At 68.9% G+C, this 15,420-nt stretch carries 16 protein-coding genes; 3 read left to right on the top strand and 13 right to left on the bottom strand.

The genetic code is table 11. The annotated features are described in order from the left end of the window. Positions 1–89 precede the first annotated feature (89 nt). The 5 genes from E3O42_RS17170 to glmS form a co-directional block, all read right to left on the bottom strand. Positions 90–878 (bottom strand): sulfite exporter TauE/SafE family protein, encoded by a 789-nt coding sequence (locus E3O42_RS17170; RefSeq protein ID WP_134455280.1) that lies wholly within the window; start codon positions 876–878, stop codon positions 90–92. Then, the gene (tsaE, locus tag E3O42_RS17165; protein ID WP_134455278.1) at positions 875–1,420 is read right to left on the bottom strand and encodes a tRNA (adenosine(37)-N6)-threonylcarbamoyltransferase complex ATPase subunit type 1 TsaE; all 546 of its coding nucleotides are present in this window, start codon (positions 1,418–1,420) and stop codon (positions 875–877) included. The genes E3O42_RS17170 and tsaE overlap by 4 nt, the downstream gene beginning before the upstream one ends. A 4-nt stretch (positions 1,421–1,424) precedes the next feature. Beyond that, entirely contained in the window at positions 1,425–2,627 is a 1,203-nt protein-coding gene (alr, locus tag E3O42_RS17160; RefSeq protein WP_134455277.1) for an alanine racemase, read from the bottom strand. Next, complete coding sequence (locus E3O42_RS17155) at positions 2,624–2,980, bottom strand: holo-ACP synthase (RefSeq protein ID WP_134455275.1); 357 nt, start codon at positions 2,978–2,980, stop codon at positions 2,624–2,626. Before E3O42_RS17155 ends, alr begins: the two co-directional genes overlap by 4 nt. Before the next feature lie 108 nt (positions 2,981–3,088). Then, entirely contained in the window at positions 3,089–4,939 is a 1,851-nt protein-coding gene (gene glmS, locus E3O42_RS17150) for a glutamine--fructose-6-phosphate transaminase (isomerizing) (protein ID WP_134455273.1), read from the bottom strand. A 34-nt stretch (positions 4,940–4,973) separates the two neighbouring features. Between glmS and coaA the strand changes: the two genes are divergently transcribed. After that, entirely contained in the window at positions 4,974–5,930 is a 957-nt protein-coding gene (coaA, locus tag E3O42_RS17145) for a type I pantothenate kinase (RefSeq protein WP_134455271.1), read from the top strand. A 150-nt stretch (positions 5,931–6,080) separates the two neighbouring features. After that, on the top strand, positions 6,081–6,623 hold the full coding sequence (locus tag E3O42_RS17140; protein WP_198414174.1) for a GNAT family N-acetyltransferase: 543 nt from the start codon (positions 6,081–6,083) through the stop codon (positions 6,621–6,623). 133 nt (positions 6,624–6,756) lie between these two features. Here E3O42_RS17140 and glmM read toward each other — a convergent pair whose 3' ends face one another. The 4 genes from glmM to truA form a co-directional block, all read right to left on the bottom strand. After that, complete coding sequence (gene glmM / locus E3O42_RS17135) at positions 6,757–8,133, bottom strand: phosphoglucosamine mutase (protein WP_134455269.1); 1,377 nt, start codon at positions 8,131–8,133, stop codon at positions 6,757–6,759. Positions 8,134–8,157: 24 nt separating this feature from the next. Beyond that, the gene (rpsI, locus tag E3O42_RS17130; protein WP_130175904.1) at positions 8,158–8,643 is read right to left on the bottom strand and encodes a 30S ribosomal protein S9; all 486 of its coding nucleotides are present in this window, start codon (positions 8,641–8,643) and stop codon (positions 8,158–8,160) included. Between the two features lie 49 nt (positions 8,644–8,692). Next, positions 8,693–9,139, bottom strand: coding sequence for a 50S ribosomal protein L13 (rplM, locus tag E3O42_RS17125; protein ID WP_110128290.1), 447 nt, complete (start codon positions 9,137–9,139; stop codon positions 8,693–8,695). A gap of 191 nt (positions 9,140–9,330) precedes the next feature. Beyond that, positions 9,331–10,224: a tRNA pseudouridine(38-40) synthase TruA gene (truA, locus tag E3O42_RS17120; RefSeq protein ID WP_134455296.1), complete on the bottom strand. Its 894-nt coding sequence runs from the start codon at positions 10,222–10,224 to the stop codon at positions 9,331–9,333. Positions 10,225–10,376: 152 nt separating this feature from the next. On the opposite strand from truA, the gene E3O42_RS17115 reads away from it, so the two are divergent. Further along, positions 10,377–12,356, top strand: coding sequence for an acyltransferase family protein (locus E3O42_RS17115; RefSeq protein WP_134455267.1), 1,980 nt, complete (start codon positions 10,377–10,379; stop codon positions 12,354–12,356). Positions 12,357–12,717: 361 nt separating this feature from the next. Here the strand turns inward: E3O42_RS17115 and rplQ are convergent, their stop codons facing one another. The 4 genes from rplQ to rpsM all read right to left on the bottom strand — a co-directional run bounded on the left by rplQ (position 12,718) and on the right by rpsM (position 15,246). Beyond that, entirely contained in the window at positions 12,718–13,221 is a 504-nt protein-coding gene (gene rplQ, locus E3O42_RS17110; protein WP_134455265.1) for a 50S ribosomal protein L17, read from the bottom strand. Between the two features lie 52 nt (positions 13,222–13,273). Continuing rightward, positions 13,274–14,263, bottom strand: coding sequence for a DNA-directed RNA polymerase subunit alpha (locus E3O42_RS17105; protein WP_134455263.1), 990 nt, complete (start codon positions 14,261–14,263; stop codon positions 13,274–13,276). 167 nt (positions 14,264–14,430) lie between these two features. Continuing rightward, complete coding sequence (gene rpsK, locus E3O42_RS17100; protein ID WP_055821293.1) at positions 14,431–14,829, bottom strand: 30S ribosomal protein S11; 399 nt, start codon at positions 14,827–14,829, stop codon at positions 14,431–14,433. A gap of 42 nt (positions 14,830–14,871) precedes the next feature. Further along, the gene (gene rpsM / locus E3O42_RS17095; protein ID WP_134455261.1) at positions 14,872–15,246 is read right to left on the bottom strand and encodes a 30S ribosomal protein S13; all 375 of its coding nucleotides are present in this window, start codon (positions 15,244–15,246) and stop codon (positions 14,872–14,874) included. Between the last annotated feature and the right edge of the window lie 174 nt (positions 15,247–15,420).

Genomic DNA, 15,420 nt, shown 5'->3' with positions numbered 1-15,420 from the left:
GGCCGCAACTGGCAACTCGCGGGGCGGGAGCGGCGGGCGGGCGTGGCGGGCGGGCGGGCGGGCGGGCGGGCGGGCGTGGCGGGCGGGCGTCAGGGGCGCTTGGTGCGCAGGGCCTCGAGAGTGAGTTGCGCGGCGGCGAGCAGGAGCAGCACGGCGAAGAGGATGCTCGACAGCCGCGGCGGGATCAGCAGCGCCAGAGCCACCCCGGGCACGGCCGCGATGGTGGCGGCCACGCCCACCACGAGGCCGGCCGGCAGGTCGACCTGCCGGGCGCGGGCGTTCGCGACCGTGCCGACGATGCTCGTGGGCACCAGCACCAGCAGCGAGGTGCCCTTGGCGATGAGGTCGCTCACGCCGAACACCGCCACCAGGGCCGGCACGGCGATCACTCCCCCGCCGATGCCGAACAGGCCGGAGGCGACGCCCATCGCCAGCCCGAGGGCAAGATAGCCGAGCACCACGATCCAGCTCAGCTCGAGGGCGGCGCCGCGTTCGGGTTCCACCACCATCATGCGGACGGCCACCAGGATGAGCAGCGCGATGAACAGCCAGCGCAGCCAAAACAGTGGGATGCGCCGCAGCAGGTTCGTGCCGATCACCGAGCCCACCACCGCCCCGGCCGCGATGATCGCGCCGGCGACGAGGTCGATGTGTCCGTTGACGAGGTAGGTGATCGACCCCACGATGGAGGTGGGCACGATCGCCGCGAGGGACGTCGCCGCGGCGCGGCGCTGGTCCATCCTCATCAGGGCGATGAGCAGGGGCACCATCACGATGCCGCCGCCGACCCCGAAGACGCCGGAGAGCAGCCCGCCGATGAGGCCCGTGAAGACCAGGGCGGTCCAGTACCAGGCGCCGGTGGGGCGGGTGGCGGTCATGCGGACCCCGGCTCGTCCGGGACGGCAGGGACGGCAGCGGCGGCGAGGCCGAGCCCGGCTCGCCAGCGTGGCCCGTGGCCGGTCACCGTGACGGTGCGCGGTTCGGGCAGGTCCAGGGCGACGGCGTCGTCAACTTCGGCGCCCGGGTCAGCCTGGGAGGCGCCGAGCGGACGCTCGATCTCCACGTCCAGCCACGATTCGGTGATCCCTTCGAGCAGGCCGCGGCCCCACTCCACGACCACGATCGAGCGGGCGAAGTCGATGTCGAGGTCATCGAGCTCCATCGCGCTGCTCAGCCGGTACGCATCCACGTGCACCAGCGCCGGTCCGCCGACCGTGCTCGGATGCGTGCGGGCGAGCACGAAGGTGGGGCTGGTGACCGCGCCGCGCACCCGCAAGCCCTCGCCGAGGCCGCGGGTGAAGGTGGTCTTGCCGGCGCCGAGCGGGCCGGTGAGCACCATCAGGTCACCGGCGCGCAGCAGCCCGGACAGTTCCTGGCCAAAAGCGTGCATGGTCTCGGGGTCGGCGATCGTGCGGCGCATCAGACTACGGCCTCGGGGTTTCTGGCGGGGCGCTGCCGGTGTCATCAGCGGCTGCGGCCTCCGCGCCGGCCGTGTCGGCTGCCGTGAGGGCATCGGGTCCGACATACCGGCGCGGCACCCGGGCGCCCACCCGCGTGACGATGTCGTAGTTGATGGTTCCCGCGGCCGCGCCCCACTCGGCGGCGGTGGGCACCCCGGCCGCGGCGTCACCGAACAGCACCACCACGTCGCCGACGGCGACCGGGTCCGCGCCCACATCCACGAGGAACTGGTCCATCGCGACGCGACCCACCACCGGGTACTGGGTTCCGTTGATGGCGACCCGGGCGGCGTTCATGGCCTGCCGGGGAACCCCGTCGGCGTAGCCCAGCGGCACCAGGGCGAGGGTGGTGTCGACGGTGGCGCGCCACAGGTAGTCGTAGGAGACACCCGCGCCGGCGACGACCCGGCGCACGGCGGCGACCCGGCCGCGCAAGGTCATGGCCGCGGTGAGGCCGAGGTCGGCGGCATCAGCGTCGCTGAATGGGGACTGCCCGTAAATGCCGATGCCCAGCCGCACCATCGAGTAGCGCGCGGCGGGCAGACGCAGGGCGGCGGCGGTGGAGGCCAGATGGGCGAGGTCGATGGTGAGCCCGGCGGCGGTGGCGGCCTCCAGGCCGCGGCCGAAGCTGGCGATGGCGGCGAGGTCGTCGTCGGGCGAAGTGTTGGCCAGGTGGCTGAACAGGCCGCGCACCCGCAACCGGCCGACCCGCTCGAACGCGGCGGCCAGGCCCAGCACCTCGGCCCAGTCCGATTCGTCGACGCCGTTGCGGTTGAGTCCGGTCTCGAGTTTGATCTGCACGGATGCGGGCCGGCCCAGCGTATTGGCGACGGCCGCGACCTGACGCACTTGCAGCGCCGACGACAGGCCGAGGTCGATGTCGGCGGTGATGGCGGCGGCGAAGTCGGCGTCCGGACCGTGCAGCCAGGCCAGCACCGGGGCGTCGATGCCGGCGGCGCGCAGGGCGAGGGCCTCGTCGATGTCGGCGACGCCGAGCCAGTCGGCGCCGCCGGCGAGGGCGGCGCGCGCCACCGGCACGGCGCCGTGGCCGTAGCCGTTGGCCTTGACCACGGCCATGGTGTGCCGGGTGCCGATCAGGCTGCGCAGGTGCGCCACGTTGGCCTGCACCGCGCCGAGGTCGATGACGGCCTCACGGAACTGGGTCATGCGTCTCCCTCCAGGACCACGAACGCGCAGGCGACCCCGGCGTCGTGGGTGAGGCTCAGGTGCGCGCTCGTGATGCCGCGGGCGGCGAAGGCGGCCCGCACCGCCCCGGTGAGCGCGAACGACGGGTTGCCGTGCGCGTCCGAGATCACTTCCATCTCCTGCCAGCTGGTTCCCACGCTGTCGCCGAGGGCCTTGATCAGGGCTTCCTTGGCGGCGAACCTGGCCGCCAGCGAGTGCGTCGGCAGGGCGCGCTCGGATGGCGCGAACAGCCGCGGCACCAGGCCGGGCGTGCGGGCCACCTGCCGGTCGAAGCGTGCCAGGTCGACGATGTCGACGCCGATGCCCTTGATCATGGTCTGCTCAATCCTTGTGTGCTGGTTTCAGCGAAATGCCCAGGGCCCGGTGACATCGCGAGGCGATGACGCGGCGAGCCCTGGGCATCCGTGGCCTGTTCGACTGGCCTACTCGACCGTGACTGACTTGGCAAGGTTGCGCGGCTGGTCCACATCGAGGCCCTTGGCGGTGGCCAGCTCGATGGCGAACATCTGCAGCGGCACCACGGCCAGCAGCGGCTCGAATAGCGGGCCGGCGAGCGGGATGTGGAACACGGTGTCGGCGAAGGGCAGCACCGCGGCGTCACCCTGCTCGGCGATCGCGATGATGCGGGCGCCGCGGGCGCGGATCTCCTGGATGTTGGAGACCACCTTGGGGTGCAGGTGCGCCGAACCACGCGGGCTCGGCACCACGACGAAGACCGGCTGGCCGGGTTCGATCAGGGCGATCGGGCCGTGCTTGAGCTCGCCGGCGGCGAAGCCCTCGGCGTGGATGTAGGCGAGTTCCTTGAGCTTGAGTGCACCCTCGAGCGCGATCGGGAAGCCCACGTGGCGGCCGAGGAAGAGCACCGCGCGGGAGTCGGTCATCCACACCGCGAGCTGACGCACGGCTTCGCCCTGCAGGAGGGTGGTGGCGATCTTCTCCGGAATAGCCTGCAGCTCGACGACCTGCTCGGCCAGTTCCTCCAGCGACAGGGTGTTGCGCACCCGGGCCAGGTGCAGGGCGAAGAGGTACAGCGCGGCGATCTGGCCGGTGAAGCCCTTCGTCGACGCGACGGCGACCTCGGGGCCGGCGTGCGTGTAGATCACGGCGTCCGATTCGCGCGGGATGGTGGCGCCCTGGGTGTTGCAGATCGAGATGGCCTTGGCGCCGGCCTCGCGGGCGTACTTCACGGCCATCAGGGTGTCCATGGTCTCGCCGGACTGGCTGATCGAGATCACCAGGGTGTCCGCGGTGAGCACCGGGTCGCGGTAGCGGAACTCGTGGCTGAGTTCGACGTCCACCGGCACCTTCGCCCACTTCTCGATGGCGTACTTGGCGGTCTGGCCGGCGTACGCGGCGGTGCCGCAGGCCACGATCACGATGCGGCGGATGCTGGCGAGCACGTCGTCGCCGAAGGCCTCGAGCTCGGGCACGACGGCCTGACCGTCGTGGATGCGGCCGCGCAGGGTGTTGGTGACGGCATCCGGCTGCTCGGAGATCTCTTTGGCCATGAAGCTGGACCAGCCGCCCTTTTCACTGGCGGAGGCGTCCCAGGCGATGTCGAATTCTTCGACCTCGACGGTGTTGCCGAAGAAGTCGGTGACGGTGACGAGGTCGGGGGTGATGGTCACGATCTGGTCCTGGCCGATCGCGACGGCACGGCGGGTGTACTCCACGAACGCGGCGACGTCGGAGCCGAGGAAGTTCTCGCCGTCGCCCAGGCCGATCACCAGCGGCGAGTTGCGGCGGGCGCCGACGACGACGCCGGGCTGGTCCTGGTGCACGGCGAGCAGCGTGAACGCGCCGTCCAGGCGCGCGACGACGGTGCGGAAGGCTTCACCCAGGTCGCCCAGACGCTGGTATTCGCGGCCGAGCAGCACCGCGGCCACCTCGGTGTCGGTTTCGCTGTCGAAGACGTAACCCTCGGCGAGGAGTTCGTCCTTGAGCGGCGAGAAGTTCTCGATGATGCCGTTGTGGATGAGGGCGAGCTTGCCGTCGTCACCCAGGTGCGGGTGCGCGTTCTGGTCGGTCGGACCACCGTGGGTGGCCCACCGGGTATGCCCGATGCCGGTGCGTCCGTTGTTGACCGGGTGCGCCTCGAGCTCGGCGGCGAGCACCGCGAGCTTGCCGGCGCGCTTGGCGGTATTGAGCACACCGGCGTCGTCGATCACCGCGATTCCCGCGGAGTCATACCCCCGGTACTCGAGTCGACGAAGACCTCCCATGAGGACCTCGACGCTTTTGTTGTCTCCGACATATCCCACGATTCCGCACATGGCCCTGATTTTAGTCGCACTAAGCTTGGTCTCGATGTCCGAGCCGGTGGTGAGCCCCAGTAATAACGGTCACAGCACCCCCTTTGTGGAGCTCGACCGTGCTGTGTGGGCATCCCTCGCACCTTCCACCCGGCTGCCGTTGCGGGAGACCGAGGTCGTGCAGCTGCGCGGTCTGGGCGAGCCGCTCGACATCAACGAGGTCTCGGATGTCTACCTGCCGTTGAGCCGGCTGCTCAACCTCTACGCCGCCGGAGCCCGCAAGCTGCACCGCGACACCAGCGACTTCCTCGGCGAACGCGCCCAGCGCACCCCGTTCGTGATCGGCGTGGCCGGCTCTGTCGCGGTGGGCAAGTCCACCATCGCCCGACTGCTGCGCGAGCTCCTGGCCCGCTGGGAAGACACCCCGCGGGTGGAACTGGTCACCACCGACGGGTTCCTCTTCCCCAACGCCGAACTGGCCCGCCGGGGCCTGATGGAACGCAAGGGCTTCCCGGAGTCGTACGACCGGCGCGCGCTGCTGCGCTTCGTCAGCGCCATCAAGAGCGGCGCCACCGAGGTGCGCGCCCCGTTCTACTCGCACCTGAACTACGACATCGTGCCCGACGCGCAGGTCGTCGTGCGCCAGCCCGACATCCTCATCGTCGAGGGCCTGAACGTGCTGCAACCGCCCGCCCCCGGACACGGGCTCGCGGTGAGCGACCTGTTCGACTTCACCATCTACGTGGATGCCCGCACTGCCGACATCTCCCGCTGGTACGAGGAGCGTTTCCTCCGCCTGCAGCGCGGCGCGTTCACCAACCCCAAGTCGTTCTTCCACCGGTTCGCCTCCCTCAGCGAGGACGAGGCACGGGCGCGCGCCCGCACCATCTGGGGCAGCATCAACGAGCCCAACCTGCTGCAGAACATCCGCCCCACCCGCTCGCGCGCCACCCTGGTGCTGCGCAAGGACTCGGACCACACCGTCGACAAGGTACTGCTGCGCAAGGTCTGAGCCGCGCGTCGCGCGCCGCAACTGTTGCCGAAGCGGACTTCTGCGCCCCGCGCGCCGGACACAGAAGTCCGGACGGGCAACGGTTGCGCCGCCGGGAGGGCGCCTACGGGCCCCACGTGTCGATTCGGGCGGCGGCGCTACGGTGGAGCGATGGACTTCGACATGCGCACCGACCGCCTCCTGCTGCGGCGCTGGCACGACACCGACCGTGAGCCGTTTGCCCAGCTCACGGCGGATGACGAGGTGATGCACTACTTCCCCGCTCCCCTGAGCCGTGAACAGAGCGACGCCCTCGCGGCCCGCGCCGATGCGATGTTCGACGTGCACGGCTACGGGCTGTGGGCGCTGGAGCGCCTGGACACGGGCCAGTTCATCGGCTTCACCGGTCTCGCGCCGATGCTCGAGGGCATCCCCGGCTCCGGCGGGGTCGAGGTGGGCTGGCGGTTGGCGCAGTCGGCCTGGGGCCAGGGCTTCGCGACCGAGGCGGCGACGGCCGCCCTGCGGTTCGGCTTCGACACCCTCGGACTGGCGGAGGTGAACTCGATCACGGCGGTCATCAACATCCGCTCACGGAGGGTGATGGAGCGACTGGGCATGCGGCCCGCGGGCGAGTTCGACCACCCGCGCCTACCCGAGGACTCGCCGCTACGCCGCCACGTGCGCTACCTGATCGCGACGCCGCTCTCGCGCTGATCGAACCCAACCGCGTTCGCGAGAAGAGGCCACCAGGTCTACTTCGACAGGCTCAGCACGGCGTCGACAAGCTCGACCAACGATGCGGTCGCGCCCATCCGCTGATCAAGCGTGTCGAGATCCAGCGAGGAAGCTAGCTGGACTGCAAGGCCAGGCGGGACTGCACGACGTCGGCCAGGGCGTGGGCCAGGCGGTCGGCGGTGGGCTGGTCGGCGGCTTCCACCATGACCCGCACCATCGGCTCGGTGCCGGAGGGGCGCAGCAGCACCCGGCCGGTGTCGCCGAGCTCGGATTCGGCGTCGCGCACGGCCTGGGCGATGACCTCGTCGCCGGCGAGGGCGTGGTGGTCGACGCCGCGCACGTTCACGAGGATCTGCGGGAACACCTTCATCACGCTGGCCAGCTCGGCGAGGGTCTTGCCGGTGCGGGCCATCTCGGCCACGATGTGCAGCCCGGTGAGGATGCCGTCGCCGGTGGTGGCGAACTTGGTCATGATGACGTGCCCGCTCTGCTCGCCGCCGAGCGACAGCCCGTGCGCGTCGAGCTCCTCGAGCACGTAACGGTCGCCCACCTTGGACTCGATCATGTTGATGCCGTTGGCGGCCATGGCCTTCTTCAGGCCCAGGTTGCTCATCACCGTCGCCACGAGGGTGCGGTCCTTGAGCACGCCGCGCTCGGCCATCGACACGGCCAGGATCGCCATGATCTGGTCGCCGTCGACGATGTTGCCGTCGCGGTCCACGGCCAGGCAGCGGTCGGCGTCACCGTCGTGGGCGATGCCCACGTCGGCGCCGTGCTCGAGCACCGCACGGGCGAGGTTGTCGAGGTGGGTGGAGCCCACGCCGTCGTTGATGTTGAGGCCGTCGGGGTCGGCACCGATCACGGTGACCCGGGCGCCGGCATCCGTGAAGACCTGCGGAGACACGCCGGCCGCCGCGCCGTGGGCGCAGTCGAGCACCACGTGAATGCCGTCGAGCCGGTGCGGCAGGGTGCCGAGCAGGTGCACGACGTAGCGGTCCTCGGCGTCGGCGAAGCGACGGATGCGTCCGACGTCGCCGGCGATCGGAGTGAGGAGCTGATCCCCAGCGGCGAGCACCGCTTCGATGCGGTCCTCGACGTCGTCGGGAAGTTTGGTGCCGCCGAAGTTGAAGAACTTGATGCCGTTGTCGGGCGCCGGGTTGTGCGAGGCGGAGATCATCACGCCGAAGTCCGCGCCGATATCGGCGATGAGGAATGCGGCGGCGGGCGTCGGGATGACGCCTGCATCCAACACGTCTACGCCGGAGCTGGCCAAGCCTGCTGCAACGGCGGAGGTGATGAATTCACCGGAAATGCGGGGGTCGCGGGCGACCACGGCGACGGGACGACGGCCCTTGGCACGTCGTTCCTCTGCGCGGCGGCCTGAGGTGAGCACAACGGCGCTCGCCTGGGCGAGGCCCAGGGCCAGGCCAGCCGTGAGATCACGGTTAGCCAGGCCCCGGACGCCGTCCGTGCCGAATAGTCGAGCCATATCTGTGTGAACTCGACTAACGGGTTAGCGCTTCGAGAACTGCGGCGCCTTACGGGCCTTCTTGAGTCCGGCCTTCTTGCGCTCCTTGACGCGAGCGTCACGGTTGAGGAAGCCGGCCTTCTTGAGGATGGCGCGGTTGTTCTCTTCGTCGATCTGGTTCAGCGAGCGGGCGATGCCGAGGCGCAGCGCGCCGGCCTGGCCGGACGGGCCACCACCGGTGATGCGTGCGATGACGTCGTAGCTGCCGAGCAGGTCGAGGACCTTGAACGGGTCGTTGATCAGCTGCTGGTGCAGCTTGTTCGGGAAGTAGTCGTCGAGCTCGCGCCCGTTGACGACGATCTTGCCGGCGCCGGGGACGATGCGCACGCGGGCGATGGCCTGCTTGCGACGGCCCACGGCTGCGCCGGGAACGTTGAGGACGGCGCGGGGCGCCTTGGTTGCAACTTCAGCGGGAGTCTCGGTGGAGTAGCTCTCGGGAGTTGCGTCAATCTGGTCTGCGATCTTCGCCACGATGGTGTGAATCCTTTTTTCTTAGATATCGAGAAGTCTGGGGCCGACGCTACTGAGCGACCTGGCTGAGGGTGTACGGCTTGGGCTGCTGCGCAGCGTGCGGGTGCTCGGGGCCTGCGTAGACCTTGAGCTTCAGCAGCTGTGCACGGCCGAGCGAGTTCTTCGGCAGCATGCCGCGAATCGCCTTTTCTACCGCACGGGTGGGGTGCTTCTCGAGCATCTCCGAGTAGTTCGTGGCCGTGAGGCCGCCCGGGTAACCGGAGTGGCGGTACGCCATCTTGAGGTCGAGCTTCTTGCCGGTCAGGGCAATCTTCTCGGCGTTGATGATGATGACGAAGTCGCCACCATCCATGTGGGGGGAGAAGGTCGCCTTGTGCTTGCCGCGAAGAAGAATCGCGGCGTGGCTGGCGAGCCGACCCAGAATGATGTCGGTGGCATCGATGACGACCCAGTCGTGCTGGAGTTCGCTTGCCTTGGGGGTGTAAGTGCGCGTCACTGTTGTGCTGCTTTCTTGTTTTCGAACGGAGGTGTTCGTGAATCCCGCTCCGGGTGTGTTCTCGAGGAGAACACGATCGATGGAGGGCTCACGTTCGTGTGCCTGGCTGCAACGCCTAAGACACCAAAGAGCAACACTAGTTCACGACAGGCCTCGGCACAACTCGCGCGGCCAATCCCGCCCGGTGCGGCTCACTCGTCTTCGGGCAACTCACGGCGGGCGCGGGTCTGCGCGGCACGGATGGCCATGCCCGCGTCCTCGGGGTAGCCCACCTCCATGAGCGTGAGGCCGTGCGCCTGCATCACCTTGAACTCGCTGGTGCGGGCCCGTTCGATGCGCAGGTCCACCAGCCGGGTGCCCACCAGCTTGCCCTCCCCCACCGACACGCAGGCGCCCACCAGGGCCCGCACCATCGAGTGGCAGAACGCATCCGCCTGCAGCGTCGCCACGAGCACCCCGTCGGGGTCGCGCCGCCACTCGAAGGACTGCAGGGTGCGGATGGTGGTGGCGCCGGGGCGCGGTTTGCAATAGGTGGCGAAGTCGTGCAGCCCGATCAGGGTGGCCGCGGCCTCCTGCATCGAGGCGAGGTCCAGCTTGAAGCCGTGCCAGGTGGTGCGCAGCCGCTGCAACGGGTCGCGCAACGCCCCGGTGTCGGAGATGCGGTATTCGTAGCGGCGCCACAGGGCGGAGAACCGGGCGTCGAAACCGACCGGGGCCACGGTGGCGCGGTGGATCACGATTTCGGGCTGGGTGACCAGGATGCCGCCGAGTCGGCGCTGCACCATGGTGGCCAGCTCGTTGGGGAACCTGGGTGCGACCTTGCCCCGTTTGACCCGCACCAGGGCGTTGACCTGGTCGGGGTTGAGGTCGAAGTGGGCCACCTGGCCCAGCGCGTGCACGCCGGAGTCGGTGCGGCCGGCGACCACGAGGGTGGGGGTGGGTTGGTGGCGTTTGAGGATCGCGCCGAGACCCTCCTCGATCTGGCCCTGCACGGTGCGGTAGCCCGGCTGTACGGCCCAGCCGAAGAAGTCGGTTCCGTCGTACGCGACGTCGAGGCGGATGCGGCTGGAGCCGGGTTCCGGCATCGAATCGGACGGTTCCGCCAGGGCGCCATCCGGGTTGAGCTCGGCCAGGACCAGCGGAAGGGCGCCGTCGACGGGCTCGGGAACACTCACAGAGGTCAGTGTAGAGGCCGGGCCGGGTTATCGTTGGACGGGCCGTCTGAGGCCGCACAGTTATGACCAGTTCCCTTCGCATCGCGCCCCGCTCCCCCGCCACAGCTGTCACCGTCAGCGGCCCGGACGTTCCGGCCGCCGGGCGTCGGCTCAGCGGCCTCGACGGCCTCCGGGGCCTCGCCGTCACGCTGGTCGTCGTTTACCACATGTTCCCGCCGGTGTTGCAGGGCGGTTTCATCGGCGTGGACATCTTCTTCGTGATCAGCGGTTTCCTGATCACCGGCCTGATCGTGGCCGAACACGAGGGCACCGGCCGGTTCTCGCCGCGGCGGTTCTGGCAGCGACGGGCCCGGCGCCTGCTGCCGGCTCTGGTGCCGGTGGTTCTGGTGGCGTGCACGGTGGCCTGGCTGCTCGGCGGCGACGTGCTCGTGGGCCTGGGTTGGAAGCTGTTCGGCGCCGCCACGTTCAGCTATAACTGGGTGTCGATGGCGGCGAACAGCAGGTATTTCGGCTTGGGCCAGCCCGAGCTGCTCCGCAACCTCTGGTCGCTGGCCGTGGAGGAACAGTTTTACCTGTTCTGGCCGCTGCTGCTCCTGCTCTTGCTGCGGATCCGACGGCCGGGCCTGCGCCTGGCCCTCGTCGCGGTCCTCGCCCTGGCGTCGGCCGCGTGGATGGGCATCGGCTTCCACCCGGGCAGCGACCCCACCCGGGTCTACTACGGCTCGGACACGCACAGCTTCGGCCTGCTCATCGGCGCCGGTCTGGCCCTGCTGCTGCGCCCGCTCGGGTCGGTCGCGGCGCTCGGGGGCGCGGCGGCGGCTGCATCGCCCGCCGCCACTGCGCGCTGGACCCTCGCCGCGACTCGCCCCTGGTGGGGCGCCGCCGGAGTAGCCGGCCTGCTCGCCGCTGCGATCTGGCTGCCCGCAGACGCCGCCACTACCTACCGGGGTGGCCTGCTTCTGGTGAGCATTTGCACCGCCGTGGTGATCTGGGCCGGTGCGGCCGGCGGCCGGTTCGGGCGGATGCTCGACAGCGCTCCGCTCCGCTACCTCGGTGAACGCTCCTACGGCCTGTACCTCTGGCACTGGCCGCTGCTGGTGCTGATGCAGCTCGTGGCGCCGTTCGGCCGCGGCCCGGCCAGCATCGCGGCCACCGGACTGCTCACCCTCGCGCTGGCGCTGGCCGCCGCCGTGATCTCCCACCGGTGGCTCGAAATGCCGATCCGCCGGCTGGGCCTCCGCGGCGCTGCCGTTCGGCTGCGCGCGCGTGTCACCTCGCGGGAGTCCGCGCCGGGCACCCTGCGCCGATACCGCCCGGTTGCGGCGCTGGTGCTGGCCGCGGCCGCCGGGCTGATGCTGCTGGCGGGCACCGTCGCATCCGTTGTCACGGCACCCACCGTCACGACCGCGCAGGCCGAAGTGCTGCGCGGCCAGCAGGCGCTCGCCCGCGCGGCTGGGGCCGCCTCGGCGCAGGCCGCCAGGGATGCCGCTGGGGTGGCCGCTGAGGCCGGCAGGGGGTCGAACATCACCGCCGTCGGGGACTCCGTGATGCTCGCCTCGGCGGCCGAGCTGCAGGCCGAGTTTCCCGGCATCGCGATCGACGCCGCCGTGTCCCGCGGCATGGACGCCGCCCCGGACATCCTGGCCGCGCAGCGCGCCGCGGGCACCCTTCGCCCCGTGGTGCTGCTGGGGCTCGGCACCAACGGCGCGGTCGACCCGGACGACCTCGCCGCCATCATGCGGGTGATCGGCCCCTCCCGCGGGCTGATCGTGGTGAACGCTTTCGCGGACCGGGACTGGACCGTCGGCGTCAACGAGGAGTTGTCAGACTTCTCGGCGCGCCGCAGCCAGGTGGTCCTGGCCGACTGGAGCGGGGCGATCGCCCCGCACGTCGACGTGCTCGCCGACGACGGCATCCACCCCGGATCCACCGGCGGGGCGATCTACGCCGACTCGGTGGCCACGGCCCTCAAGCGGCTGCCCGGCGCCGGGCATAGCCGCGCCCCCGGCGCCGACACCCTGCAAGCGTTCCGCGTCCGCTGACGCACCCGGCCGCCGCTCGGGGCGGGTTACCCGAGGCATGCGGGCAAGGCGCCGTTATGCGGGTGGCGCGCCAGGCGCATAACGGCGCGTGACCCGCATACCTCCAGCCGAGGTCCTCGCGCGGCCAGCACGGCTTAGCGCACCCCGACCGCACGCCGCCACCCCGCCACCGGCCCGCTGCCACCCGCCGCCACCTGCGTGCCACCCTCGCTGCCCCTCCTGTGGCCGGATGCGCCCGCTATAGCTGGCGCGGCGCGCCACACGGGGCGCAGCGAGCATCAGCCAGGGCGACCGTGCGCCGGGCACACAAAAGGGCCCGACCGAAGTCGGGCCCTTTCAGGTAGAGCGGGTGAAGCTGGTGTTACTTGGCTTCCTCAGCGGATGCGTCAGCAGCGTCGGCCTCAACGGTCTCGGCTTCGACGGTCTCAGCCTCAACCGGGGTCTCCTCGGCGACGGGCGCGGACGCCTTCGCTGCGGAGGCCTTGGCCGGCTTCGCCTTGGGCGTGACGGGCTCGAGAACGAGTTCCATCTGCACCATGGAGGCGTTGTCGCCCTTGCGGAAGCCGAGCTTCGTGATGCGGGTGTAGCCGCCATCGCGCAGCGCAACCTGGGGCGCGATCTCGGTGAAGAGCTCGTGCACGACGGTCTTGTCGCCGATCGACGCGAGAACACGACGACGAGCGTGCAGGTCGCCACGCTTGGCGAAAGTCACCAGGCGCTCGGCAACCGGACGCAGGCGCTTGGCGCGCGTCTCAGTCGTCTTGATGGACTTGTGGGTGAACAGGGCGGCAGCCAGGTTCGTGAGCATGAGGCGCTCGTGCGCCGGTCCGCCACCGAGACGGGCTCCCTTAGTGGGCTTAGGCATTATCGGTAATCTCCAGTATCAAAGTCGAAAAGCAGTCGAGGAACGACGTGCCTTAGATGGTTTCTTCGTCGTAACCGCTGTAGAAATGCGCACCGTCAAAGCCGGGCACAGAATCCTTCAGCGACAGGCCGAGCTCTACGAGCTTGTCCTTGACCTCATCCACCGACTTCTGACCGAAGTTGCGGATGTTCATCAGCTGGGTCTCCGAGAGGGCGACCAGTTCGCTGACGTTGTTGATGCCTTCGCGCTTGAGGCAGTTGTACGAGCGCACGGACAGATCGAGGTCTTCGATCGGCACGGACAGCTCGGTGGAGAGGACGGCGTCGACCGGCGCGGGGCCGATTTCAATGCCCTCAGCGGCGGTGTTCAGCTCGCGGGCCAGACCGAACAGCTCGGTCAGCGTGCGACCGGCGGATGCGATGGCGTCGCGAGGCGTGATCGCCGACTTGGTCTCCACGTCAACGACGAGGCGATCGAAGTCGGTGCGCTCACCGGCACGAGTTGCCTCGACACGGTAGGTCACCTTGAGAACCGGCGAGTAGATCGAGTCGACCGGAATCTGGCCGGCCTCGGAGTACTCGTTGCGGTTCTGGGTAGCCGACACGTAACCACGGCCACGCTCGATGGTCAGTTCAAGTTCGAACTTGGCCTTGTCGTTCAGGGTCGCGATGACGAGCTCGGGGTTGTGAACCTCGACGCCGGCCGGAGCCGAGATGTCGGCGGCCGTGACCTGGCCGGAGCCCTGCTTGCGCAGGTACGCGGTGATCGGCTCGTCGTGCTCGCTCGAGATGACGAGACCCTTGATGTTCAGGATGATCTCGGTGACATCTTCCTTGACCCCGGGAACGGTGCTGAATTCGTGAAGCACTCCATCGATGCGGATGCTGGTGACAGCAGCGCCGGGAATCGAGGAAAGCAGGGTGCGGCGCATCGAATTACCGAGGGTGTAGCCGAAGCCAGGCTCGAGGGGCTCGATGACGAACCGGGACCGGAACTCCGAAATGTTCTCTTCGGTGAGCGTGGGGCGCTGTGCAATAAGCACTATTGATTCCTTTCGGCGAAGTGTCCGCTATATGACACTTGTTGGCGAGTTGTGAAATTGTGAGTCTCGACGGGCCCGCGAAAAGCGGCCCTGTCGCGGTGAACGGCGAGTGAGCCTGCCCGGATCTTTCGACCCAGACAAGCCCAATCGCCAGTCACTGAAAGGAATTAAACGCGGCGGCGCTTCGGGGGACGGCAACCGTTGTGGGCCTGGGGCGTCACGTCGTTGATCGAGCCAACTTCGAGGCCGGCAGCCTGCAGCGAACGGATAGCCGTTTCGCGGCCTGAACCCGGTCCCTTGACGAAGACGTCAACCTTCTTCATGCCGTGCTCCTGCGCCTGGCGGGCAGCCGACTCGGCGGCCAGCTGAGCGGCGAACGGGGTCGACTTGCGCGAACCCTTGAAGCCGACTCCACCTGAGGACGCCCAGCTGATGACCGCACCGGTGGTGTCGGTGATCGAGACGATGGTGTTGTTGAAGGTGCTCTTGATGTGGGCCTGGCCCACAGCAATGTTCTTCTTTTCTTTCTTACGCGGCTTCCGAACGGCCGACTTTGGTGCTGCCATGATTTCTCCTGAATCCTAGAGGCGTGACGGGCTAGGCGAGGCCTAGCGCGCCTTCTTCTTGCCGGCTACGGTGCGCTTCGGGCCCTTGCGGGTGCGAGCGTTGGTCTTGGTGCGCTGGCCGCGAACGGGCAGGCCCTTGCGGTGACGAATACCTTCGTAGCTACCGATCTCGACCTTGCGGCGGATGTCAGCGGCAACCTCACGGCGAAGGTCACCCTCGATCTTGAAGGTTCCTTCGATGTAGTCGCGGAGCTGGACGAGCTGGTCGTCGGTCAGGTCCTTGACGCGGATGTTTCCATCGATCTCAGTGTCGGCGAGGGTCTTGAGTGCCCTCGTGCGGCCAACACCGAAAATGTAAGTAAGTGCAACTTCCACGCGCTTATCGCGCGGAATGTCTACGCCGGCTAGACGTGCCATTGTGGCTTCTCCTGTGGGATGAGTGGAGGTCTGTAGCAGCACCTGTGCATCGGCCTCCGACCGATGGTGTCACCCCGAAGGGTTCCCGGCACTGCTATGTATTTAGTTGTGTCGTGCTGATTGTCTTGACAAGCTCGACATCCGGCGAACTACCCGGCGGTTGAGCCTGTCGAA

This window comes from Cryobacterium adonitolivorans (assembly GCF_004402695.1).
In the GTDB taxonomy this organism is placed as follows: Bacteria; Actinomycetota; Actinomycetes; order Actinomycetales; family Microbacteriaceae; genus Cryobacterium; species Cryobacterium adonitolivorans.
The sequence above is the reverse complement of the archived record's forward strand: the minus strand, read 5'-3'. Positions and strand labels throughout refer to the sequence as shown.